Genomic DNA, 18835 nt, shown 5'->3' on the forward strand with positions numbered 1-18835 from the left:
GATCGGGGGCGCGGCATGAGCGCCAAGCTTTCGATCCCTCAGATGATCCCGCTCGCCGAGATCGAGGTCGCCGACCGCGTGCGGCCCGCCGACATGGGCGCCGTCGAGGCCCTGGCGCGCGACATCGAGGAGCGCGGTCTGCGCGTCCCGATCGAGGTCGCCGGCCAGCTGCGCGGCGAGAAGAAGTACCGCCTCGTCTCCGGCCTGCACCGCACGACGGCGCACGAGATCCTCGGCGTGACCGAGATCGCGGCCTTCATCGTCCAAGGCAATCAACTGGAGCTGAAGCGAGACGAGCTCTTGGAGAACCTGACGCGCAGCGAGCTGAGCAAGCTGGAGCGCGTCCAGTTCGTCGCCGAGCTGAAGCGCGTCTATCTGGAAATGCACCCGGAAGCGGCGCACGGCGGCGACCGACGCAGCGCGGATTTTCAAGATGCAAACGATTGCAACTTGAAATCCTGGTACGCGTCTGTCGCCTCCCGGTCCCAACGCAGCGTGCGCGCGATCCAGCTTGAGGCGCAGATCGGAGAGCGGCTGAATCCGGAGGTCGCCAACCTTCTTCGCGGCACGGCCATCGCCGACAACCAGAAAGAACTGGAAGCCCTCTCGCGCTACGGCGGCGGCATCCAGCGCGCGCTCGCCGAGAAGATCGCCGCCGGCGAGGCGCGCAGCGTCTCCAACGCCAGCCGGATTCTGAGCGACGCGCCGGAGCAGCCGCCGGAGGAGAAGGACGCGGTCGCCAAGCTAGCGAACGCCTTCGCCCGGCTCTCGGCGCGCGACCAGACGCGGTTCCTCGAGCAGATCGGCGCACAGCCGGTCGACGACGCGGAGGAGGTCGTCTGATGGCGAAGCGGCGCGGCGACGATCAGACCCTCGACCTGCTCTCGTGGAATCCGCCGGAGCCGGCGCGCTACGCCGAGGAGCGGATCCGCACCTCGACCCTGCGCGACCGGATCTCGCGCGCCGTCGCTGAGACGCTGAAGGACTGCGAGGAAAGCCGCGCCGACATCGCGAAGGCGATGGGCGAATCGCTGGGCGAAGAAGTCAGCGAGAACATGCTGAACGCCTACGCGAGCCAGGGCCGCGAGGAACATACAATCCCTTATCTGCGGCTTCTGGCGCTCGTCGAGGTGACCGGCGACGTGCGCCTGCTGCAGCTGGGCGCCGAGCTGTTCGAGCACACCGTCATCGAGAACCGTTTCCGACCCTTCATCGAGATCGGCCTGCGGTTCGATCGCCGCAATCGCGCGATGCAGATCGCCCAGGAGGAAGAGCAGGAGATCAGCGCCGCCTTCCGCACCATCCGGAAGGGAGGACGCTGATGCGCGAGTGGTTCACCGCCGCCGAGCTGGCGCAGCTCGCTTTACCAGGCCTTCCGGCCACGCAGCGTGGTGTCAATGACCTAGCAAAGCGAAAGCGCTGGTCGACGCATCGCTCCGTCGCGGGGACCGCGCTCGCCCGCCGCAGACAAGGCCGCGGCGGCGGCTTTGAGTATCACTACACCGTGCTGCCGAAGGAGGCGCAGCTGAAGCTGGTCGCCGACTCGGCGATGCGCGCGGGCGAGGGCAAGGGGCCGGCGCGGTCCGAGACCGGGACCGGCGAGGTCTGGGCTTGGTTCGAGCGGCTGCCAGAGACCCGCAAGGCCAAGGCGCGGGAGCGGCTGGACGCGCTCGACCGCGTCGAGCACCTGGTGCGCGGCGGCATGCAGAAGAACACGGCCGTCTTCCACGTCGCGCGCCAGGTCAAGAAGAGCGCGCGGTCGATCTGGAACTGGTACGACCTGGTCGCCGGCCGAGACCGCAAGGACTGGCTCCCCTACCTGGCGCCGCAGCACCAGGGCCGGCAGAAGACCGCCGAGTGCTCGCCCGAGGCGTGGGAGGCCTTCAAGGCCGGCTATCTGCGCAAGGAGCAACCGACCGCCGAGGCCGCCTACGAATGGACGCTGCAGGCGGGCGAGGGACGTGGCTGGACGGTCCCGGCGCTGCGCACGTTGATGCGCCGCCTCGACGCCGAGATCCCGAAGGTCGCGCAGGTGCTGGCGCGCCAGGGCCTCGACGCCGCGAAGCGGATGTATCCGGCGCAGGAGCGCGACCGCACGCACTTCCATGCGCTGGAGGCGGTCAACGCGGACGGTCACAAGATGGACGTCTGGGTCACCATGCCGGACGGTACGGAGATACGGCCCACGGTCATCGCGATCCAGGACCTCTACTCGAACAAGATCCTCGGCTGGCGCGTCGACAAGGCCCCCACGTCAACAGGCGTCCGCCTCGCCTTCTTCGACGTCTTCAAGACCTACGGAATCCCCGATTACGCCTATCTCGACAACGGCCGCGAGTTCGCGGCGAAGATGATCACCGGCGGCCAGGCGACGCGCTTCCGGTTCAAGGTCAGCCCGGAAGAGATGTCGGGCGTCCTCACCCAGCTCGGCGTGGAAGTCCATTGGACGACGCCCTACAGCGGCCAGTCGAAGCCGATCGAGCGCGCCTTCCGCGAGTTTTGCGACCGCATCGCGAAGCACCCGGCGCTCGCCGGCGCCTACGCCGGGAACAGCCCGACCAACAAGCCCGACTACAAGCCCAAGGCGATCGACTTCGACACCTTCATCGCGACGCTGGAGAGCGGGGTCAACCGCTACAACGAGCGCGAGGGCCGGCGCACGAAGGTCTGCCAGGGCCGCCGGAGCTTCGACGAGGCCTTCGCCGAGAGCTATGAGCGCGCGCCGATCAAGAAGGCCGGGCCCGAACAGCTGCGCATGGCGATGCTGGCGGCCGAACAGGTCACCGCGCGCCAGCCGGACGGCTCGGTTCACCTGTTCGACAACCGCTATTGGTCGGAGCTGCTGCCGCAGCACATCGGCCAGAAGCTGACCCTGCGTTTCGATCCCGACGCGCTGCACGAGGGCGTCCACATCTACCGCGCCGACGACGCCTATCTCGGCTTTGCGGAGTGCTGGGAGTCGGCCGGCTTCAACAGCGTCGACGCCGCCCGCGATCAGGGCCGGAAGCGCCGGGAATACCTCAAGGCGCAGAAGCAAATCCTGCAGTTGGAGCGCTCGATGTCGATCGACGAGCTGGCGGCGATGCTGCCGGAGATCGACGAAGCGCCCGCCCCCGAGACCAAGACCGTCCGCCTGGTGCGCGGCGCCAACGCGCTCGCCGCCCAGGCGCAACCGAACGAGGACGAGGCCGTCGAGACCGGCGGCTTCGACCACGAAGCCTTCTCGCGAGGCCTGACCCTTATCGACGGATCGCGGGAATAGCGAAGGCGCGGCCGGGTGGGACCGGAAGCCGCGCCTTCAGGACCTGAAACCAAGTCACGGAGGTTGTTTAACATGATCGCCAACGTTGAAGCCAGGACCTTCACGGCCGACGAACAGGCCGATCTGCGGGCGCGCGCCCGGCAGATCATGGAGGTCGAGGGCAAGAGCCAGAAGGCGCTGTCCGACGAGAGCGGGATCGCCTACGGCACGTTCACCGGCTGGTTGGCCGGGACCTATCAGGGCGACAACGACAAGGTCGCCGGCAAGATCGTTCTCTGGCTGGAGAGCCGTGAGGAGAACAAGCGCGCCCGCGTGCGGATCCCCGCGCCGCCGGAGTTCGTCGAGACCCAGAGCGCGGCCGCCTTCACCGACGTCCTGCGGTTCGCCCAGATCATGCCGGACATCGCCGTCATCGGCGGCGGCGCCGGCATCGGCAAGTCGACGGCCGCGCGCCAGTACGCGGCCAAGAACCCGAACGTCGTGCTGGTGACCGTTCACCCGAGCGCCAGCTCGGTCTACACGATGCTGGGCGCGATCGCGGAAGAGATCGGCCTGACCGAGAAAGTGCAGACGCGCTTCTTCCGGGCGATCGGCCGCAAGCTGCAGAGCAGTCAGGCGCTGATCATCGTCGACGAGGCGCAGCATCTGGACACCAAGGCGCTGGAGCAGCTGCGCGCCTTCCACGACATCTTCGGCCTCGGCATCGCGCTGATCGGCAACGAGAAGGTGTACGCCCGCCTGGAGGGCGGCAAGCGCGAGGCGGAGTTCGCCCAGCTTTTCAGCCGCGTCGGGTTCCGCATCACGCAGGCGAAGCCGAAGCCCGGCGACATCTGCTCGCTGCTCGCCGCCTGGGGGATCACCGACAAGGAGGAGCTGCGCTTCTGCAAGGCGATCGCCGGCAAGCCCGGCGCGCTGCGCGTCCTCACGAAGACCCTGCAGGTCGCCTCGGTTCAGGCCGCCGGCGCGGGCCAGGACCGCGCGCTCGCCCACATCAAGAGCGCCTACGAGCAGCTCGAAAAGTCGACGGCGTGAGGGAGGCGATCATGACCAATCCTGAAGACGATCGCCGCCTCGCCCAGCGCCTGCGCGCGCTCTGCCGCTCGATCGGCGAGCAGGTTCGCGCCGGCGAGCTGACCGAGGAGCGGCTCTCCTACCAGCTCCGTGGGGTCATCGGCGTCGCCGACGCCCTCGACCTGCGGGCGGAGAATGCGGGCGCCGATGCGGCGGCCGAGACCTCGGCCGACAACGTCGTGGATCTCCACACCCGCCGCGCGCTGGAGACGGTCGCGCCGGGCTGCGATCCCGCCAAGCTCCGCTTCAGCGGCCTGCGCGCGCCCCGCGATCCGCGCACGCTCACGCGGCCGCCGACGCTCGACCGGGACCCGAACGGGTCGGGAGGTGCGGCGTGACCGACAAGCCCTATGTGAGCCCGATCGCGCTCATCAAGAAGTTCGTCGCGCGCGAGTTTGAGCTGTCGATCATCGACATCGAGTCGAATCGACGCGCCCGCGGATACGTCCAGGCCCGATGGGTCGCGATGTATCTGGTGCGCGAGTTGACGACGCTGAGCTTCCCGGCGATCGGGCGTCACTTCGGCGGCCGTGATCACTCCTCGGTGGTGCACGGCGTCCAGAAGATTGAGGCCGACGTGAAAGCCGGCCGCAAGCTTGGGGCGGTCGCGCTGCGCCTGCTCGATCAACTGCGCAAGGTGATCGAGGCCGGCGGGCAGTACGACGAAGAGGCGCACGAGGCCTGCACGAAGGAACTCGGCGCGCTTGAGCGGGAGCTCACGGCTTCTGTTCATAGGGACTTTGAGCTTCTCCGGCGGGAGGCGGCGCACCGACCTGTCGCCCTGCTCGAGGAGGTCAAGGGCCTCGCCGACAAAATCCGCGCGCGCGATCGCGAGACGGTGCTGCCGCTCTTCCAGGAGGTCGGCCGATGATCCGCCGTCACTCGCCCCTGCGCCCATTGCGCCAGCAGCTGCGCTGGCTCGTCACCCTGTTCTTTCCCAATCGTTCAACCCTCAAAGGAGATCATCGCCATGGCTAAGGCGAAGGAGGCCGGAGTCGCGAAGAGCGCGGCGCTGGAGGAGATCGAGAACGCGGCGGCGCACTTCGCCGGCGCTCACGATGCGCTCAGGACCTATGTCGATCGCGTCGCCGAGGAGGTGCGCGCCGTGCACGCCCGCCACGCCGCGACGGTGCGCGAGCTGGCCGCCAAGGAGGCCGGGGCGAAGCAGGCCGTGGTCGACGCGGTGGACCGCAACCGGTCGCTCTTCAAGAGCCCCAAGAGCCGGTCGCTCTACGGCGTGAAGGTCGGCGTCCGGAAGGGCCAGGACACGCTGGAGCTCGGCGACGAGGACCGGCTGATCGACCGCATCCGCAACCTGCTGCCGGAGCAGAAGGATCAGCTGGTGAAGACCAACGCCTCGGTGATCCGGAGCGCCCTGAAGAAACTGTCCGGCGACGCGCTGCAGCGCCTCGGCGTGCACTACCGCGCCGGCGCCGACGAGGCCTTCGCCACCGTCGAGAAGAGCGACGCCGAGAAGATGGCCCAGGCGATCCTCGACAGCGCGGCGGGAGGCGAGCGATGACTGCTAGCCAATGCCGAAACTGTGGGGCCACCGTATCGGAGGATCGGCCCCTCTGTGAAGGATGCCAAGAGAACCTTTCTGGCAGCAACGCAGGGCTCACGCTTCTCGCTTGGCGCTGTCGCGTTGAAGAGGCCTTCCCGGGCATTTCTGAGCTCCCGCCGTCTCTCGCGCTTGAGCGCATTACTTCGCTCATCGAGCAGCTGAATCAGGTCGACAGCGACGAGTTTGAGCGCGTCGGCTTGTCCTTGTGCGTGATTGGTGGCACCGCGCTACATCTCGCCGAGGCGCTTCTCCCGAAATCAAAGACGTTCCGGCGGAAGGCCTGACCCATGGCCGCGCTCGCCCACACGCCGACCGACGCGGAGGAGCTGCTCGACGAGCTGCTCTTCTGGTCGGCGACGCTCGCCGCCCACCCGATGAACCGGGCGGCGCGGCGGCGTGTGCGCGAGCTGTGCGCGGAGGCGCGCGCCGGGCTGGCGGAGCAACGCGGCCGCGAGCGCCTGGTCGCCGCGATCGACACGGCCGAGCGCGCCGCCCGCGAGCGGCCCGGCTACCGCGCGGATCTGGAGGGCTGAGGGATGGCCGAGCTCTCCAATAAGATCCGCACGCTGCACGCCGCCGGCGTCGATCCGGTCGAGATCTGCTGCCGCCTTTTGGTGAGCTGGCAGACGGTCGAAGCGGCGGTGAAACCAGCCGCCCCCCCTGAGACGCCGATCTGGGTCGGGATCGATATGGGGCGGCGCGCCGAGACCGGTGCGCCGACGACTGCTGTCGCCGATGGAACGCCCGAACATGGCGAGCAGCTGACCGTGCCGAGGTTCCTTAAGCGGCGCATTGAAACGGGACCGCCGACGGTGACGGCCGCTGAGATCCGCCGCCGGCAGGAACGCGAGAAGGTCGACGCGTGGCTAGCCGAGAAAGAGCCGACGCGGCGGGTGAATTTCGGCGAGGACGAGCCGGCGGTTCTGTACCTGCGCCGCTGCGGCTTCACGGTCTACGGCGCGCCTCAGGCCCTCAAGAAGCGCGGCCGATGGATGGTCAACGGGGCGGCGCATACGAGCAAGGCGCTTTGGGAGCGCGCCGCCAACGAGGCAAAGCGGCGCGGTGAGCCTGCGCCCCGGCGCGCGCAGAGGGACTCGGCCAAATGACCCTCCTCCAGAAACCCGCCGACTGGATCTGGGGCGATCTCAAGCCGCTCCGCTACGGGCTGCTGTCGATCGACCCGCCCTGGGCTTTCGAGACTTGGTCGGAGCAGGGCCGCGATCGATCGGCCTCGTACGACACCATGACGCTGCCGCAGCTGGCGCAGCTGCCGGTGATGGACCTGGCGCGGCCGGACGCGCTGGTCGCGCTGTGGGTGATCGATTCGATGCTGCCGGAAGGCCTGGCGCTCCTCGAGGAGTGGGGCTTCCGCTTCGTCACCGTCGGCTTCACTTGGGTGAAGACCTTCGATCTGTTCGGCCGCCAGGCCCCGCGCACCGCGCTGTTGCATCGCGCGATCGAGGATCGCGACTGGAACGCCTTCGGCGACGCGCTCGCGCCCATGGGCCTCGGCTACTGGACGCGCGCCAATCCGGAGATGTGCCTGCTGGCCTCGATCGGCGCGCCGCCGCGGCTTGAGAAGAGCGTCCGCCAGACCCTGTTCGCGCCGTTGCGCGAGCACTCCCGGAAGCCCGACGAGGCCTATCGCCGGCTGGAGCGCCTGGCGCCCGGCCCGCGCGTCGAGTTGTTCGCGCGCGAGCGCCGCGACGGCTGGGACGCCTGGGGCAACCAGGTCGGTTTTTTCACTGAGGAGGAAAGCTGAGATGCCCGAGCAACCGAAGTGCATGCACTGCGAGATCCTCCGCGAGTTTCGTGAGGCCATCGAACGCGAGGTGTTGGATCCGAGCGATCCGACCCAGGTGACCGACGTCTTCGAGCGTTTCTTCGACCAGACGCTTTCCGGCCTCGCCGCCGTGCTTGCGGGGATCGAGGACCCGTCGGCCCGGGCCAGCTGGATCCAGCGCGCCGACGCCGTGTTCGGCCCGGCCGTGGACGCGCACCGCCGCGGCGAGCAGGTCTTCCGCCCGCGCGCTCTCACGCGCCACTGAGGGAGGTCTGAGAGATGGCTCAAGCCGCACCCGCCGCCCGCGCCCCCAAGGTCGACGCCCAGCGCCGCGGCCTCTACGCCACCGTTGCGATCGCCTGCAAGGATCTCGGGATCGACGACCAGTCGCGCCGCGACATGATCGCCGCGCAGTGCGGCGGCAAGACCTCTATGAAGGCGTGCTCGATCGCCGAGCTGGAGGATCTGGTCGACCACCTGAAGCGCCAGGGTTTCAAGCCCAAGCACCGCGGCGGCCGCGCCCCCAACCGAACAGGGCCGGGCCGAGCCGGCGCCCGCGCGCTGGCCGACGCCCCGGAGGCGCGCAAGGCGCGCGCGCTGTGGATCTCGCTCTATCACCTCGGCGTCGTGCGCAGCCCGAAGGAATCGGCGCTCGCCAAGTTCGGCGAGCGGCAGACCGGCAAGGCGGCGCTGCAGTGGATCAAGGGCGACTGGCACAAGGTGATCGAGGCGCTCAAGCAGATGGCGGAGCGCGAGGCCGCGGTCGATTGGGGGAAGCTGCTTTATCAAGTCATTGATCCGGAGACCGGCAAAGCTTTCGAGGCGGTCGGTAATCATCCGCGTCTCAGCGTCATCTACGCCCAATGGAAGATCGCCAAGCGCCTCGGCGCCGTGATCGACGATCCGCACGTCGCCGTCGAAGGCTTCGGCCGCGGCGTCACGGGCAAGAGCGCCTTCCAATTCTACGACGACGCCGACTTCGACCGCCTGATCGAGGCGCTGGGCGGCAAGATCCGCAAGGCGCAGAAGACGGCCCCGGCGGAGGGCGACGGCTCATGAGCGCGACCGCCGCCCACATCCTGCGCCAGGAGCGCAACAGCTGCCACCTGCACCTGATGACGCGGGTGGTGCAGCGGCGCCTTCCCCTCGACCTCGCCGACATCGTCCAGCTCGAGGAGCGGATCGAGCGCATGCGGCCGACCTGGGATCAGGACGGCCTGGAGCGAATCCGCCTGCGCGTGAAGCTCGACTGCGGCCTGCGCCTGCGCGTCGTCTACGACGCCCAGCTGCGCTGCGTGCTGACCATTTGGGTGCGGCCGAAAGACAAGCCGCGCTATTACCGGAGGATGGAATGACCCAGCCCCGCCGCAAGCGCCTGCCGAACCGCCGGCCGGCGGTGCAGGAGACGCTGCTCTTCAACGACCAGCTGATCTACGCCACCGCCGGCGTCGATCCGGAGACGGGCCGCGTCAGCGAGATCTTCCTGACGGCGTCCAAGGAAGGCTCGCTCCTCAACCACACGCTCGGCGACGCCGCGACGGTGATTTCTGTCGCGCTGCAGCACGGCGTCTCGATCGAGGCGCTGCGCGTCAGCCTCGCCACGCTGGCCGAGCGGACGCCGGCGCCGGCCGAGCTGGACCACCCGCCCGCCGCCGGCCGCGCGCCGGCGAGCCCGATCGGCGCGGCGCTGGCCTTCCTCGCCCGCGTCGAGGCGGACCTGCAGGGCGACCATCAAGCCCAGAAGGAGAGCCCCGATGTATGAGACCTGGCCCGAAGAGAAGGTCGCGGAGATCGAGGAGGCCTGGCGCTCCGGGTCGATGAGCGCCCGGCAGATCGCGATTGCCTTCGAGACGACGCGCTCGGCCGTGCTCGGCCTCGCCTATCGCAAGGGCTGGCCGGCGCGCGCGCCGGGCCGCCGGCTGGAAGCTCCGGCGGTTCGGAGCACGCTCAGCGGAAACTGGCGGCCGGACTGCTGCCAGTGGATCGAGGGCCCGACCCGCGGTGGGAAGAAGTGCGGCGGCGAGATCGCCCGGCCGAACGGCGCCTATTGCGCCGAGCACCAGCGTCGCGCGGTCCGCCCGCCGGGCTCGCTGCTCAAGGGGGAGGCGCGGGACTGATGAGCCTGAGAACCCTGACCCTCTACCGCGACGACAGCACCACGCAGGTCGTCTTCGAGGACGTGAAGCACTTCTTTTGGACGGCCGGCAACACGGTGCTGACGATCGCGCAGGTGACCGACACGGAGACCGGCGCGCACCGCTACATCCACTGGCCGCGCGAGCGCTTCGCCTGGTTCAAGGAGAGCGGCAGCGCCGACAAGGAGGCGCGGGACTGATGCTGGATCTCTACGAGAAGTCGGCGCAGCTCGAAACCGGCCTCGCCGGGCGGCTGGAGTTTCTTGCCCTGCGCCATGAGGACGAGCTCCTCCGCTTCTGGGCGGACCTCCTCGAGGAGCCGGTGCAGGCACTCGGCTTCAAAACGACGGCGGAGGTGTTCGGTCGGCTTCGCGCCTATCTCGACGCCGGGCCGCCGCGCGGCCAGGCGCTCGAAGCTTTACGCGAGGCCTGCGGCGCGACCCGCGAGGAGGTGCACGCCGTCTGGGCGGAGGTGATCCGACAGGGCGAGATCGCGCCGGCGGCGAGTTGGGCGGCCTACGCCGTCACGCAGCTGCAGCCGATGGACTCCAAAGCCCCGCTGCGCGTCGTCACCTGCCTTCAGGCTGCAGAGCTGTTCTCCCCAGAGGAGGTCGCGGCGGCGCTCGAAGGGCTCGGAGGGCGCAACTGATGTCGCGAAACCAACACCTCCACGACAGCCTCTTCCCCGGTTGGAAGCCGACGCCGCGGGTCAAGCGTCGCGGGCACGCGGGGCAGCCCGGGCAGGGTCCTGAAGGCAAGACGTGCCGCGACTGCGCCCACTACCGCAGCGTCGATCGCGGGGCGAGCCGGTATCGCAAGTGCGGGCTCATAGAGGCGAACTGGACCCGCGGGACCGGAACCGACATCCGCGCCAAGGATCCGGCCTGCCAACACTTCAAGGGAGGGCGGTCGGATGACTGAACTGGCCGAGGTCAAGGAGAAGATCAAGAAGCTGCTGCGTGTCACGACGGCGAGCGGGTTCAGCATGCACGAGGCGGCGACGGCGGCCGCGGCCGCGCGGCGGCTGATGGCGGAGCACGGGCTGAGCGAGGACGAGCTGGTGATGACCGTCGCCTCCACCGCCCGCATGACGCGCCGCCACGACGACGTGCGGGACACCCTCGCCTTCAAGGTCGGGCAGCTGACCAACACCAAGGCCGTGAAGATCATGAGCTGGCCCGAGTGCCGCTTCGACTATTTCGGCCGCGAGCCTGCGCCGATGGTGGCCGCCTATCTGCGCGACATGTGCGAGGCCGGGATCGACAGTCTTTTGCGGCAGTACCGCCAGACGACCGAGTACAAGCGCAAGCGCACGCCGAAAGCCAAGCGCCGGGCGAGCCTCGCGTTCGTCGAGGGGTGCGTCGCGAATCTCATCACCCGGCTCGATCGAGAGATGGGAGCCGGCGTCGATCAGGCGGCCATCGCGGCCGCGGACGCCTTCATGCGCAAGCAACTGGACAACGACCTTCAGCCGGCCGGCGAACCCCGCCGCAGCACGGACGATCGCAGCCTGGCGCGCGGGTATCAGGCCGCCGCATCGTTCGACCTGAAGCCCGGCGTCGGCGGTGCGGAAGCGCCTCGCCTGATCGGCAAGGCCTGACCCATGACCGCCCGCCCGCCCCATGGAGCAAACCAGTTGATCGAGATCGTCGGCGAGAAGCTGGCGATCGAGATGCTGCGGCGCTATGGCGGCGGGCGGCTCTATGTGCCGCGCAAGGCGGCCGGCTCGGACCTCGCCCGCGAGGTCGGCCTGGCGGCGGCCGAGAAGCTGTCGCGCGCCTTCGGCGGCGACGAGATCACGGTGCCGTTGTGGAAGCGCGGCGTTTACGCTTACTATCGCGACCGGGAAGGCCTCAGCCAGGAGGCCGCCGCGCGCAAGGCCGGAATCGCCCGGCGCACCGCGCAGAACTGGGAGAGCGGCGCGGCCGCCAGCCTCTCCGACAAGCTCCAGCCCGATCTCTTCAGCTGACCACCCGGCGCACCGTTGCGCCGTAATCGCTTGCGCGCGTGACGTGCACACTCGGCTTCGGATTAAGCGGAGCTGCAGCGGCTCCGCTTCACTTTCTGGAGCCGAGCCCAATGGAATTCGACCGCCCCTTTGAGCAGCTGCCCCGCGGGATCCGCAACAACAATCCCGGCAACATCCGCCACAGCCCGACCAAGTGGCGCGGGCAGCTCGCCGATCAGAGCGCCGACGACGCGTTCGTGCAGTTCGAACACCCGATCTACGGCCTGCGCGCCATGGCGCGGATCCTCATGACTTATCAGCGCAAGCATGGGCTGAAGACGATCCGCGCGATCGTGAACCGCTACGCGCCGCCGGTAGAGAACGACACCGACGCCTACGCGCGTCATGTGGCCAAGGAGATCGCGGTCGGCCTCGACTACGAGATCGACCTGGCGGCGGAGCGGGAGGCCTTCGCCACGGTGCTGCGCACGATGGTGCGGCACGAGAACGGCGAGCAGCCCTATCCCGACTTCTTCTTCGACGACGCGATCACGCTCGCCGCCGCGAGCTGAGGAGGCGACCCGATGGATGTCGTGACCTTGCTCCTCCACGCCGCGGCCGCCCTGCCGCTGGTGTTCGGCGCCATCGTCGTCGCCGCGCTGCCCTTCGGCTTCACGCCCTGGGCGGCGCGCTTCGAGGACTGGCTGGCGGCGCGAACGATGGTCGAGTACGACGCCTGGGTCGGATGGACGATCATCGCCGGCGTCCTGTGCTGGTGGCTGGGGCTCGCGATCGCGGCGCCGGTTTTCGGGGCGCCGATCGGCTGGGTCTACTACCTGGCCTTCGGCATGACGGTCTACGGCGTCGTGATGGGGGCGGCCTTGCCGAAGGTCCGGCACGGGCCTGGCGACGCAACCATCGACATTCTCGCCTTCGTGCTTCCGACCGTCATCGGCCTGGTCGCGGTGGTCCTTATCTGGCTCGTCGACTGGGCCGTCGCGTGCTTCGGGGGCTGACATGGCGATCCTGACCGGTCTTCTCGCCGCCCTGAAGTTCGCGCCGGCCGTCTTCTCGGCCGGCACGGCGATCTATGAAGCCGTCACGGGCGAAGAGCCGCCGGCGGAGGCGAAGGAAAGCCCTGAGGCCTTCGCGGCGCATGTCGACAGCCTGCCCGCAGAGCAGCGCGCGGAGATCACCGAACGGACCATCGCGGCCAAGGTGGCGATCCAGGAACAGGACACCAAGCGCTTCCTCGCCATGACGGACGGCTCGGCCGAGAAGATCCGCGCGACCGCTCGGCCGCAGATCGCCATGCGGGCGATGGGCGTGATCGAGCAGTTCTCAAAGCTCCTCGTCTGGCTGGGCCTGCTGACCGTCCTGCAATGGGCGGTGGGCTGGGTGGGGCCGCTCTTCTCTGACGGCTTCACGGCGCCGCCCTCGATCTGGGACGAGATCGCCAAGATGGCCCCCGTCGCCGAGATGATCTGGGCGCCGACGCTGGCCGCCCTCTACGCCTGCCTGGAGGTGATCAAGAAGTACATGGGCTGCCGCGAGCGCGACAAGGCGCGCGAGGATGAGATCCGCGCCGGCCGGCCGCTGCAATCGACCGAGGCCACGATCACGGCCGCCGGCGGCGCCGTCGCCGGCCTGATCAAGGCGGTGCGGGGCAAGTGATGGCCGACGTCGCCGACCAGGCCCAACGTTACGAGCAGGATCATCTTCGCCGCGCGCTCGATCGCCGGCGCGTGACGTCGGCGCGGATCTGCACGGTGTGCGGCGAGCCGATCCCGACAGACGAGTTGCCGGCGGATCCCGACGTCGTCGCATGCGGCCGGCACAGCTGGAGCCGGTAGGAGTTGGCATGAACTACGATCTGGCGAAGGTCGCGATCGACGCTGCGGCCCTGATGCTTTCGCTCGCCGCGCTGGCCTGGACGGGCGTCGTCTGGTGGATGGGTCGCGGCCGCGCGCGCCGCGAGGAGATCGAGGAGATCCGGACGGAGATCACGCAATTGAAGGGAGAGTTCGCCCACTCGCCGAGCCATGACGATCTGCAACGGCTGCACGACCGTGTGTCGGACGTGAACCGCAACGTGACGGCGGTCAGCAACACCGTCGCCGGCCTGGTGCAGGCCGTCGAGGGAACCAATCAGGGCATCCGCACGCTGCAACGCACCGTCCAGCAGCTGGTCGACAACGAGCTCGCGGAAGCGCGGGCCGCCAAGAACCGAGGTCAGTGATGAGCCTGCACGACATTCAGATGGCGCACCTTCGCGGGGCGATCCTGCAGGTGCTGCGCGAAGGGACGAAGGCGAACGACAGCGTCCTGCACATCGCCGTCGGCCAGATGGAGGCGATCACGGCGACGCGCGACCAGGTGCGCCAGGCCATGCGCTGGCTGGAGGAGCAGGGGCTGATCGCGATCGAGCCCGCCGGCGACTATCTGGTCGGGCAGATCCGCCAGCGCGGCCGCGACTTCCTGGCCGGCGCCATCATCGTCGACGGCGTTCACCGGCAGTTGAGCTGAGGCGCAGCCGATGGCCCGCCGCCCCTCCAAGATCGACCGCCTGCCCGATGCGACTCGCGACCTCGTCGCAGAGTTGCGCAAGAAGGGCCGGACGATCGACGAGATCCACGCCAAGCTCGAGGAGTTGAACGTCGACATCGCGCGCTCGAGCGTCGGCCGCCACATCCAGCATCTCGACACGATCCTGGAGATGACGCGCGAGAGCCGACGCGCGGCCGAGATCATCTGCGAGAAGATTGGCGCGGACCCTGACAACCGCACCACCCGGGCCAACGTCGAGCTGCTGCACGCCTTGATCATGCGGATGCAGGCGGCCGAAGCCGCCGGCGAGGTCATCAAGTTCGAGCCGCAGGACATCTTCTTCCTGTCGAAATCGATCCACTCGCTGGCCTCGGCCGCGAAGGTCGACCTGGAGCGCGACACGAAGCTGCGCGAGCGGATCCGGGCGGAGGAGCGGGAGAAGGCGGAGCGCGCCGCGCGCGAGAAGATCGACGCCGAGATAGAGCAGGCCGAGGCGGCGGGCGGCGACGGCGCCTACATGGCCGCGCTGAAGCGAGTGCGCGAGGACATCTACGGGATCTATGACGACCCCGGCGCTGGCGGGGGCTGAAATGGCGCCGGCGGTCCCGCTCTATCAGTATCAGCAGAAGTGGTTTCTTGACCGCAGTCGGTTCAAGATCGGGATGTTCGCACGCCAGACCGGCAAGACCTTCACGACCACCCTGGAGCTGGTGGACGATTGCTTTGAGGTAGAGGCGAAAGGCGGGCGCACAAAGTGGGTGGTGCTGTCCCGCGGCGAACGCCAGGCCAAGGAGGCGATGCGCGAGGGCGTGAAGCTGCACGCTCAGGCCTACGGCATGGGGCTCGAAGAGCAGGAGATCGAGTTCAAGGCCGGCGACATCACCTACAACGGCCTGGAGATCACGCTGCCGGGAGGCTCGCGCATCACCGGTCTGCCCGCCAATGCAGATACGGCGCGCGGCTTCAGCGCCAATGTCTTTCTCGACGAGTTCGCCTTTCATCAGGACAGCCGCGCCATATGGAAGGCGCTCTTCCCCGTCGTTTCGAACGGCTACAAGCTGCGCATTACCTCGACGCCGAACGGCAAGGGCAACAAGTTCTATGAGCTCTTCACCGGCCAGGATAAGCGCTGGTCGCGCCATCAGGTCGACATCTACCAGGCGGTGCGCGACGGCCTGCCGCGCGACGTCGCGGAGTTGCGCCAGGCGCTGAACGACGAAGACGCCTGGGCGCAGGAGTACGAGCTGCAGTGGTTGGACGCAGCGAGCGCCTGGCTCGACTACGACCTGATCATGGGCTGCGAACATCCCGACGCCGGCAAGCCCGAGCTGTACCAAGGCGGGCCGGTCTTCCTGGGCAACGATATTGCGGCGCGTCGAGACCTCTGGGTGCTCTGGGTTTGGGAGCTGGTCGGGGACGTTCTCTGGACCCGCGAGATTATCGTCCGCAAGCGCATCAGCTTCGCCGAGCAGGAGCAGATCTTCGATGAGACCTTCGCGAAGTATCACACGCTACGCGCGGCGATGGATCAAACCGGGATGGGCGAGAAGCCTGTTGAGGACGCCAAGCGCAAGCATGGAGCGCTTCGCGTCGAAGGGGTGCAGCTGACGTCCACGCGACGTCTCGACATCGCGACGGCCGCCAAGCAGCGCTTCGAAGACAAGACAGTGCGGATCCCCGCGGGGGACCCGGTGTTGCGTGCGGACCTGCATCAGCTGAAGCGCCAACCGAGCCTGACTGGCGCCCCGCGCCTGGTCGCCGGCAATGACGGTGACGGCCATGCGGACCGAACCTGGGCGGGCTTTCTCGGAATCGCAGCGGCGGAGACGGGCGCACAGCCGTCTGAGGGCGCGACGATCGAGGCCGCCGACGGCGCCTACGGCGCAACGCGGACAGGGCCGATCGGCGGGCGCGGGCTGGTCGCGCGGCCCGGCACACCCTTTCAAGGCGGGAGGCGTTCATGGCGCTGAGGTTTGTAGAGGCGATCAAGAGCCTCTTCGGCGGCTCTCAAGAGGAGCCCAAGAGCCGGTTCGTCGAGGCCGCCGGCGTCGACGTCGATGCGGATCTCGACGGTTGGCGGCGGCTGACCGGGAACTCGAAGCGCGACCTGTCGCCGATGACGCAGCTGCGCATGCAGGAGCTGGCGCTCTACAGCTGGCGGACGAACCCGCTCGCGAACCGGCTGATCGAGCTGCCGATCGCCTTCCTGCTGGCCGAGGGCGTCTCCCTCCAGGTCGACGACGAGGAGGCGCAGGCCTGGCTCACAAGCTTCTGGCGCGACCCGATCAACCGCATGGACATCAAGCTCACCAAGAAGGTGCGCGAGCTCGCTCTGTACGGCGAGCAGTGCTATCCCGCCTTCGTCGCGCCCAACGGTCACGTCCGCCTCGGCTATCTGGACCCGGGCCTGATCGAGACCGTGGTGACGGATCCCGACAACGTCGAGCAGCCGATCGGTATCGTCACGCGGAAGACGAAGGAGAACGACTTCAAGGCGCGACGCTACAAGGTGATCATCAACGGACCGGAGACGGTCTTCACCGAGCGGACGCAGGAGATCCGCGAGAGCTTCGAGGATGGGGAGTGCTTCTATTTCGCGGTGAACGACCTCTCCAACATGACCCGCGGGACGTCGGATCTGCTCTCCAATCTGGACTGGCTCGATGCCTACGAGCATGCGCTCTTCGGCGAGATCGAGCGCTGGGACTTCCTGCGCGCCTTCATCTACGACGTGACGCTGAAGGGCGCGACGCCCGAGGAGGTCAAGGAGCGGGCGAAGCACATCAACGTGCCGAAGCCGGGCAGCGTGCGCGTCCACAACGACAGCGAGGAGTGGAAGGCGGAAGCCCCCAACCTCGGCTCCTATGAGAGCGCGAACAACGCGCGACTCTTCCGCACCCATATCCTGGGTGGGGCCACCATGCCGGAGCATTGGTTCGGCGGCGGCGGCGACGTGAACCGCGCGACGGCGAGCGAGATGGGCGAGCCGACCGTCAAGATGCTGACGATGCGCCAGGCCATGATCGGCTACATGCTGGAGGAGATCGGGACCTACCAGATCCGTCAGCGCCTGCGCGCCTATTACGGGGCGGAGCCCGAGCAGTCGAACCACCCCGACGACTACATCGTGAGCGCCCGCTTCCCCGAGCTGTCGAACCGCGACGTCGCCAAGACCGCGACGGCGTTGACCCAGACCGTGACCGCCGCGGCCGTCGCCGTGGAGCGTGGGCTGTTGAGCGAGCAGACGGCCGTCGAGCTGATCGCGATCTCGGCCGCCCAGATGGGCCACGAGATGGATCCGGTCGAGGAACTGGAGACGGCGCGCGCGGATCTCGCGCGCCGACGCGAGGAGGACAGCTTCGGCCTCGGCGACCTGCCCGACCTGGTCGGCGACGATGAGGCGGGCGGCGATCAGGCCGCGGCCGAGTAGAGGGCCGGATGGCGACGGACAAGGAGCGCGATCGCGCCTTCCGCGCCGAGCGCCAGGCGCAGCGCCGGCTCTACGCGGCCACCCGGCGCGACACCCTGAAGCAGATCCAGGCGATCCTGAAGGCCGGCCGAGAGCGCATCGCGGCCGAACTGGCGGCGACCCCGACGGACTTCCAGGCCTGGCAGTTGCCGAAGATCCAGGCGGCGATCAATCGGGAGATGGCGGACATCGGTCGCGAGCTCGGCCGCGCGGCTGCGAGCGGCGCGGATACGGCGAGCCAGCTCGGCGTCGCGCTGGTGGATGAGCCGCTGAAGGCGGGCGGGATCCGCATCGCCGCCGTGGTCACCGACATCGATGCGCGCCAGCTTTCCGCGATCCGGACCTTCCTGGTCGACAAGCTTGCGGACGTCGCGGCCGAGACGGCGGCCAAGATCAAGACCGAGATCGGGGTCGCGATGATCGGGGCCGAGACGCCGTCAACCGTTGTCGGGCGCGTCGCGAACATGGTCGAAGGCGGCCGCGGCCGCGCGCTCACGATCGTGCGCACCGAGATGGGGCGCGCCTTCAGCGTCGCCAATCAGGAGCGCCTGGCGCAGGCGCGCGAGGTGCTGCCCGGCCTGAAGAAGCAATGGCGCCGGTCGGGCAAGCTCTACAGCCGGCCGGGCCACGACCTGGCCGACGGGCAGATCGTCGACGTCGACAAGCCCTTCACCGTGAACGGGGTCAAGCTGATGTTCCCGCGCGACCCGGCCGGCCCGGCGGCGGAGACGATCAACTGCGGCTGCGAGTCCCTGCCGATCATGGAGAGCTGGGACGTCACGACGCCGGGGCGTCAGCCGATGAGCGACGAGGAGCGCCAGGCCAGTCGGTTCAAACGCGAGCTCTCCGACGCGGTCGACTGAGGCGTGCGCGAGGGCGCCCGCCAGGAAGGCCGTCAGGGCGCGCTGAGCGCCCTGGACCGCTCCACCCACCCCCAAATGACGCGAGAGGGGCTCTCACGGCCTCTTAAACGCTCTTAGGCCGCCTCCACCGTCGAGGTCGGCGACGGCGATTGCGCTGACTGGTGGACAGGCGGCGCCCGTGCGGGGTAGCTTC

The 18835-nt window shown here is 68.7% G+C and carries 29 protein-coding genes; all 29 read left to right on the top strand.

The window, feature by feature from the left end:
• Window positions 1-15: 15 nt before the first annotated feature.
• The 29 genes from RIB45_RS17725 (at window position 16) to RIB45_RS17865 (ending at window position 18642) form a co-directional block, all read left to right on the top strand.
• Window positions 16-843, top strand: a complete 828-nt coding sequence (locus tag RIB45_RS17725; RefSeq protein ID WP_350051913.1) for a ParB N-terminal domain-containing protein — start codon at window positions 16-18, stop codon at window positions 841-843.
• Window positions 843-1322 (top strand): DNA transposition protein, encoded by a 480-nt coding sequence (locus RIB45_RS17730; protein ID WP_350051915.1) that lies wholly within the window; start codon window positions 843-845, stop codon window positions 1320-1322. Before RIB45_RS17725 ends, RIB45_RS17730 begins: the two co-directional genes overlap by 1 nt.
• The gene (locus RIB45_RS17735; protein ID WP_350051917.1) at window positions 1322-3262 is read left to right on the top strand and encodes a transposase domain-containing protein; all 1941 of its coding nucleotides are present in this window, start codon (window positions 1322-1324) and stop codon (window positions 3260-3262) included. The genes RIB45_RS17730 and RIB45_RS17735 overlap by 1 nt, the downstream gene beginning before the upstream one ends.
• A 72-nt stretch (window positions 3263-3334) precedes the next feature.
• The gene (locus RIB45_RS17740; RefSeq protein WP_350051918.1) at window positions 3335-4294 is read left to right on the top strand and encodes an AAA family ATPase; all 960 of its coding nucleotides are present in this window, start codon (window positions 3335-3337) and stop codon (window positions 4292-4294) included.
• Window positions 4295-4305: 11 nt separating this feature from the next.
• Window positions 4306-4671, top strand: coding sequence for a hypothetical protein (locus tag RIB45_RS17745; RefSeq protein WP_350051919.1), 366 nt, complete (start codon window positions 4306-4308; stop codon window positions 4669-4671).
• Window positions 4668-5204 (top strand): helix-turn-helix domain-containing protein, encoded by a 537-nt coding sequence (locus tag RIB45_RS17750; RefSeq protein WP_350051920.1) that lies wholly within the window; start codon window positions 4668-4670, stop codon window positions 5202-5204. Before RIB45_RS17745 ends, RIB45_RS17750 begins: the two co-directional genes overlap by 4 nt.
• Before the next feature lie 99 nt (window positions 5205-5303).
• Window positions 5304-5855, top strand: coding sequence for a host-nuclease inhibitor Gam family protein (locus RIB45_RS17755; protein ID WP_350051921.1), 552 nt, complete (start codon window positions 5304-5306; stop codon window positions 5853-5855).
• A gap of 329 nt (window positions 5856-6184) precedes the next feature.
• A complete protein-coding gene (locus tag RIB45_RS17760) occupies window positions 6185-6430 on the top strand; it encodes a hypothetical protein (protein WP_350051922.1) in 246 nt (81 codons plus the stop codon).
• A 3-nt stretch (window positions 6431-6433) separates the two neighbouring features.
• Window positions 6434-7003 carry a hypothetical protein gene (locus RIB45_RS17765; protein WP_350051923.1) on the top strand — a complete coding sequence of 190 codons (570 nt, stop codon included), beginning with the start codon at window positions 6434-6436 and terminating at the stop codon, window positions 7001-7003.
• Window positions 7000-7659 carry an MT-A70 family methyltransferase gene (locus RIB45_RS17770; RefSeq protein ID WP_350051924.1) on the top strand — a complete coding sequence of 220 codons (660 nt, stop codon included), beginning with the start codon at window positions 7000-7002 and terminating at the stop codon, window positions 7657-7659. The genes RIB45_RS17765 and RIB45_RS17770 overlap by 4 nt, the downstream gene beginning before the upstream one ends.
• Window position 7660: 1 nt before the next feature.
• Window positions 7661-7945: a hypothetical protein gene (locus RIB45_RS17775; protein WP_350051925.1), complete on the top strand. Its 285-nt coding sequence runs from the start codon at window positions 7661-7663 to the stop codon at window positions 7943-7945.
• 14 nt (window positions 7946-7959) lie between these two features.
• A complete protein-coding gene (locus RIB45_RS17780; protein WP_350051926.1) occupies window positions 7960-8739 on the top strand; it encodes a phage protein GemA/Gp16 family protein in 780 nt (259 codons plus the stop codon).
• Window positions 8736-9035, top strand: coding sequence for a hypothetical protein (locus RIB45_RS17785; protein WP_350051927.1), 300 nt, complete (start codon window positions 8736-8738; stop codon window positions 9033-9035). The genes RIB45_RS17780 and RIB45_RS17785 overlap by 4 nt, the downstream gene beginning before the upstream one ends.
• Window positions 9032-9442: a TSCPD domain-containing protein gene (locus RIB45_RS17790; RefSeq protein WP_350051928.1), complete on the top strand. Its 411-nt coding sequence runs from the start codon at window positions 9032-9034 to the stop codon at window positions 9440-9442. Before RIB45_RS17785 ends, RIB45_RS17790 begins: the two co-directional genes overlap by 4 nt.
• The gene (locus tag RIB45_RS17795; protein WP_350051929.1) at window positions 9435-9797 is read left to right on the top strand and encodes a GcrA family cell cycle regulator; all 363 of its coding nucleotides are present in this window, start codon (window positions 9435-9437) and stop codon (window positions 9795-9797) included. Before RIB45_RS17790 ends, RIB45_RS17795 begins: the two co-directional genes overlap by 8 nt.
• The gene (locus tag RIB45_RS17800; protein WP_350051930.1) at window positions 9797-10015 is read left to right on the top strand and encodes a hypothetical protein; all 219 of its coding nucleotides are present in this window, start codon (window positions 9797-9799) and stop codon (window positions 10013-10015) included. Before RIB45_RS17795 ends, RIB45_RS17800 begins: the two co-directional genes overlap by 1 nt.
• Window positions 10015-10464 carry a hypothetical protein gene (locus tag RIB45_RS17805; RefSeq protein WP_350051931.1) on the top strand — a complete coding sequence of 150 codons (450 nt, stop codon included), beginning with the start codon at window positions 10015-10017 and terminating at the stop codon, window positions 10462-10464. The genes RIB45_RS17800 and RIB45_RS17805 overlap by 1 nt, the downstream gene beginning before the upstream one ends.
• Before the next feature lie 264 nt (window positions 10465-10728).
• Window positions 10729-11415, top strand: a complete 687-nt coding sequence (locus RIB45_RS17810; protein ID WP_350051932.1) for a DUF2786 domain-containing protein — start codon at window positions 10729-10731, stop codon at window positions 11413-11415.
• 3 nt (window positions 11416-11418) lie between these two features.
• Window positions 11419-11784, top strand: a complete 366-nt coding sequence (locus RIB45_RS17815) for a helix-turn-helix domain-containing protein (RefSeq protein ID WP_350051934.1) — start codon at window positions 11419-11421, stop codon at window positions 11782-11784.
• Window positions 11785-11894: 110 nt separating this feature from the next.
• Window positions 11895-12335 carry a structural protein gene (locus RIB45_RS17820; protein ID WP_350051935.1) on the top strand — a complete coding sequence of 147 codons (441 nt, stop codon included), beginning with the start codon at window positions 11895-11897 and terminating at the stop codon, window positions 12333-12335.
• A 12-nt stretch (window positions 12336-12347) separates the two neighbouring features.
• Window positions 12348-12779 carry a hypothetical protein gene (locus RIB45_RS17825; protein ID WP_350051936.1) on the top strand — a complete coding sequence of 144 codons (432 nt, stop codon included), beginning with the start codon at window positions 12348-12350 and terminating at the stop codon, window positions 12777-12779.
• A 1-nt stretch (window position 12780) separates the two neighbouring features.
• Window positions 12781-13437 (top strand): hypothetical protein, encoded by a 657-nt coding sequence (locus RIB45_RS17830; protein WP_350051938.1) that lies wholly within the window; start codon window positions 12781-12783, stop codon window positions 13435-13437.
• Window positions 13437-13616: a TraR/DksA C4-type zinc finger protein gene (locus tag RIB45_RS17835; protein WP_350051940.1), complete on the top strand. Its 180-nt coding sequence runs from the start codon at window positions 13437-13439 to the stop codon at window positions 13614-13616. Before RIB45_RS17830 ends, RIB45_RS17835 begins: the two co-directional genes overlap by 1 nt.
• Before the next feature lie 8 nt (window positions 13617-13624).
• Window positions 13625-14002: a DUF2730 family protein gene (locus RIB45_RS17840; RefSeq protein ID WP_350051941.1), complete on the top strand. Its 378-nt coding sequence runs from the start codon at window positions 13625-13627 to the stop codon at window positions 14000-14002.
• Window positions 14002-14289 carry a VpaChn25_0724 family phage protein gene (locus tag RIB45_RS17845; protein WP_350051942.1) on the top strand — a complete coding sequence of 96 codons (288 nt, stop codon included), beginning with the start codon at window positions 14002-14004 and terminating at the stop codon, window positions 14287-14289. The genes RIB45_RS17840 and RIB45_RS17845 overlap by 1 nt, the downstream gene beginning before the upstream one ends.
• 10 nt (window positions 14290-14299) lie before the next feature.
• On the top strand, window positions 14300-14899 hold the full coding sequence (locus RIB45_RS17850) for a phage protein Gp27 family protein (RefSeq protein ID WP_350051943.1): 600 nt from the start codon (window positions 14300-14302) through the stop codon (window positions 14897-14899).
• A complete protein-coding gene (locus RIB45_RS17855; protein ID WP_350051944.1) occupies window positions 14871-16280 on the top strand; it encodes a terminase large subunit domain-containing protein in 1410 nt (469 codons plus the stop codon). The genes RIB45_RS17850 and RIB45_RS17855 overlap by 29 nt, the downstream gene beginning before the upstream one ends.
• On the top strand, window positions 16271-17740 hold the full coding sequence (locus RIB45_RS17860; protein ID WP_350051945.1) for a hypothetical protein: 1470 nt from the start codon (window positions 16271-16273) through the stop codon (window positions 17738-17740). Before RIB45_RS17855 ends, RIB45_RS17860 begins: the two co-directional genes overlap by 10 nt.
• An 8-nt stretch (window positions 17741-17748) precedes the next feature.
• A complete protein-coding gene (locus tag RIB45_RS17865; protein ID WP_350051946.1) occupies window positions 17749-18642 on the top strand; it encodes a phage minor head protein in 894 nt (297 codons plus the stop codon).
• The last annotated feature ends 193 nt before the right edge of the window (window positions 18643-18835 follow it).

This window comes from Marivibrio sp., assembly GCF_040218065.1.
Lineage (GTDB): Bacteria > Pseudomonadota > Alphaproteobacteria > UBA8366 > Aestuariispiraceae > Marivibrio.

What these genes read in the sequence shown, in the direction of transcription:
- RIB45_RS17725 (WP_350051913.1), top strand. Translation starts at nt 16, where the DNA reads ATGAGCGCCAAGCTTTCGATCCCTCAGATGATCCCGCTCGCCGAGATC.
- RIB45_RS17730 (WP_350051915.1), top strand. Translation starts at nt 843, where the DNA reads ATGGCGAAGCGGCGCGGCGACGATCAGACCCTCGACCTGCTCTCGTGG.
- RIB45_RS17735 (WP_350051917.1), top strand. Translation starts at nt 1,322, where the DNA reads ATGCGCGAGTGGTTCACCGCCGCCGAGCTGGCGCAGCTCGCTTTACCA.
- RIB45_RS17740 (WP_350051918.1), top strand. Translation starts at nt 3,335, where the DNA reads ATGATCGCCAACGTTGAAGCCAGGACCTTCACGGCCGACGAACAGGCC.
- RIB45_RS17745 (WP_350051919.1), top strand. Translation starts at nt 4,306, where the DNA reads ATGACCAATCCTGAAGACGATCGCCGCCTCGCCCAGCGCCTGCGCGCG.
- RIB45_RS17755 (WP_350051921.1), top strand. Translation starts at nt 5,304, where the DNA reads ATGGCTAAGGCGAAGGAGGCCGGAGTCGCGAAGAGCGCGGCGCTGGAG.
- RIB45_RS17760 (WP_350051922.1), top strand. Translation starts at nt 6,185, where the DNA reads ATGGCCGCGCTCGCCCACACGCCGACCGACGCGGAGGAGCTGCTCGAC.
- RIB45_RS17765 (WP_350051923.1), top strand. Translation starts at nt 6,434, where the DNA reads ATGGCCGAGCTCTCCAATAAGATCCGCACGCTGCACGCCGCCGGCGTC.
- RIB45_RS17770 (WP_350051924.1), top strand. Translation starts at nt 7,000, where the DNA reads ATGACCCTCCTCCAGAAACCCGCCGACTGGATCTGGGGCGATCTCAAG.
- RIB45_RS17775 (WP_350051925.1), top strand. Translation starts at nt 7,661, where the DNA reads ATGCCCGAGCAACCGAAGTGCATGCACTGCGAGATCCTCCGCGAGTTT.
- RIB45_RS17780 (WP_350051926.1), top strand. Translation starts at nt 7,960, where the DNA reads ATGGCTCAAGCCGCACCCGCCGCCCGCGCCCCCAAGGTCGACGCCCAG.
- RIB45_RS17785 (WP_350051927.1), top strand. Translation starts at nt 8,736, where the DNA reads ATGAGCGCGACCGCCGCCCACATCCTGCGCCAGGAGCGCAACAGCTGC.
- RIB45_RS17790 (WP_350051928.1), top strand. Translation starts at nt 9,032, where the DNA reads ATGACCCAGCCCCGCCGCAAGCGCCTGCCGAACCGCCGGCCGGCGGTG.
- RIB45_RS17795 (WP_350051929.1), top strand. Translation starts at nt 9,435, where the DNA reads ATGTATGAGACCTGGCCCGAAGAGAAGGTCGCGGAGATCGAGGAGGCC.
- RIB45_RS17800 (WP_350051930.1), top strand. Translation starts at nt 9,797, where the DNA reads ATGAGCCTGAGAACCCTGACCCTCTACCGCGACGACAGCACCACGCAG.
- RIB45_RS17805 (WP_350051931.1), top strand. Translation starts at nt 10,015, where the DNA reads ATGCTGGATCTCTACGAGAAGTCGGCGCAGCTCGAAACCGGCCTCGCC.
- RIB45_RS17810 (WP_350051932.1), top strand. Translation starts at nt 10,729, where the DNA reads ATGACTGAACTGGCCGAGGTCAAGGAGAAGATCAAGAAGCTGCTGCGT.
- RIB45_RS17815 (WP_350051934.1), top strand. Translation starts at nt 11,419, where the DNA reads ATGACCGCCCGCCCGCCCCATGGAGCAAACCAGTTGATCGAGATCGTC.
- RIB45_RS17820 (WP_350051935.1), top strand. Translation starts at nt 11,895, where the DNA reads ATGGAATTCGACCGCCCCTTTGAGCAGCTGCCCCGCGGGATCCGCAAC.
- RIB45_RS17825 (WP_350051936.1), top strand. Translation starts at nt 12,348, where the DNA reads ATGGATGTCGTGACCTTGCTCCTCCACGCCGCGGCCGCCCTGCCGCTG.
- RIB45_RS17830 (WP_350051938.1), top strand. Translation starts at nt 12,781, where the DNA reads ATGGCGATCCTGACCGGTCTTCTCGCCGCCCTGAAGTTCGCGCCGGCC.
- RIB45_RS17835 (WP_350051940.1), top strand. Translation starts at nt 13,437, where the DNA reads ATGGCCGACGTCGCCGACCAGGCCCAACGTTACGAGCAGGATCATCTT.
- RIB45_RS17840 (WP_350051941.1), top strand. Translation starts at nt 13,625, where the DNA reads ATGAACTACGATCTGGCGAAGGTCGCGATCGACGCTGCGGCCCTGATG.
- RIB45_RS17845 (WP_350051942.1), top strand. Translation starts at nt 14,002, where the DNA reads ATGAGCCTGCACGACATTCAGATGGCGCACCTTCGCGGGGCGATCCTG.
- RIB45_RS17850 (WP_350051943.1), top strand. Translation starts at nt 14,300, where the DNA reads ATGGCCCGCCGCCCCTCCAAGATCGACCGCCTGCCCGATGCGACTCGC.
- RIB45_RS17855 (WP_350051944.1), top strand. Translation starts at nt 14,871, where the DNA reads ATGACGACCCCGGCGCTGGCGGGGGCTGAAATGGCGCCGGCGGTCCCG.
- RIB45_RS17860 (WP_350051945.1), top strand. Translation starts at nt 16,271, where the DNA reads ATGGCGCTGAGGTTTGTAGAGGCGATCAAGAGCCTCTTCGGCGGCTCT.
- RIB45_RS17865 (WP_350051946.1), top strand. Translation starts at nt 17,749, where the DNA reads ATGGCGACGGACAAGGAGCGCGATCGCGCCTTCCGCGCCGAGCGCCAG.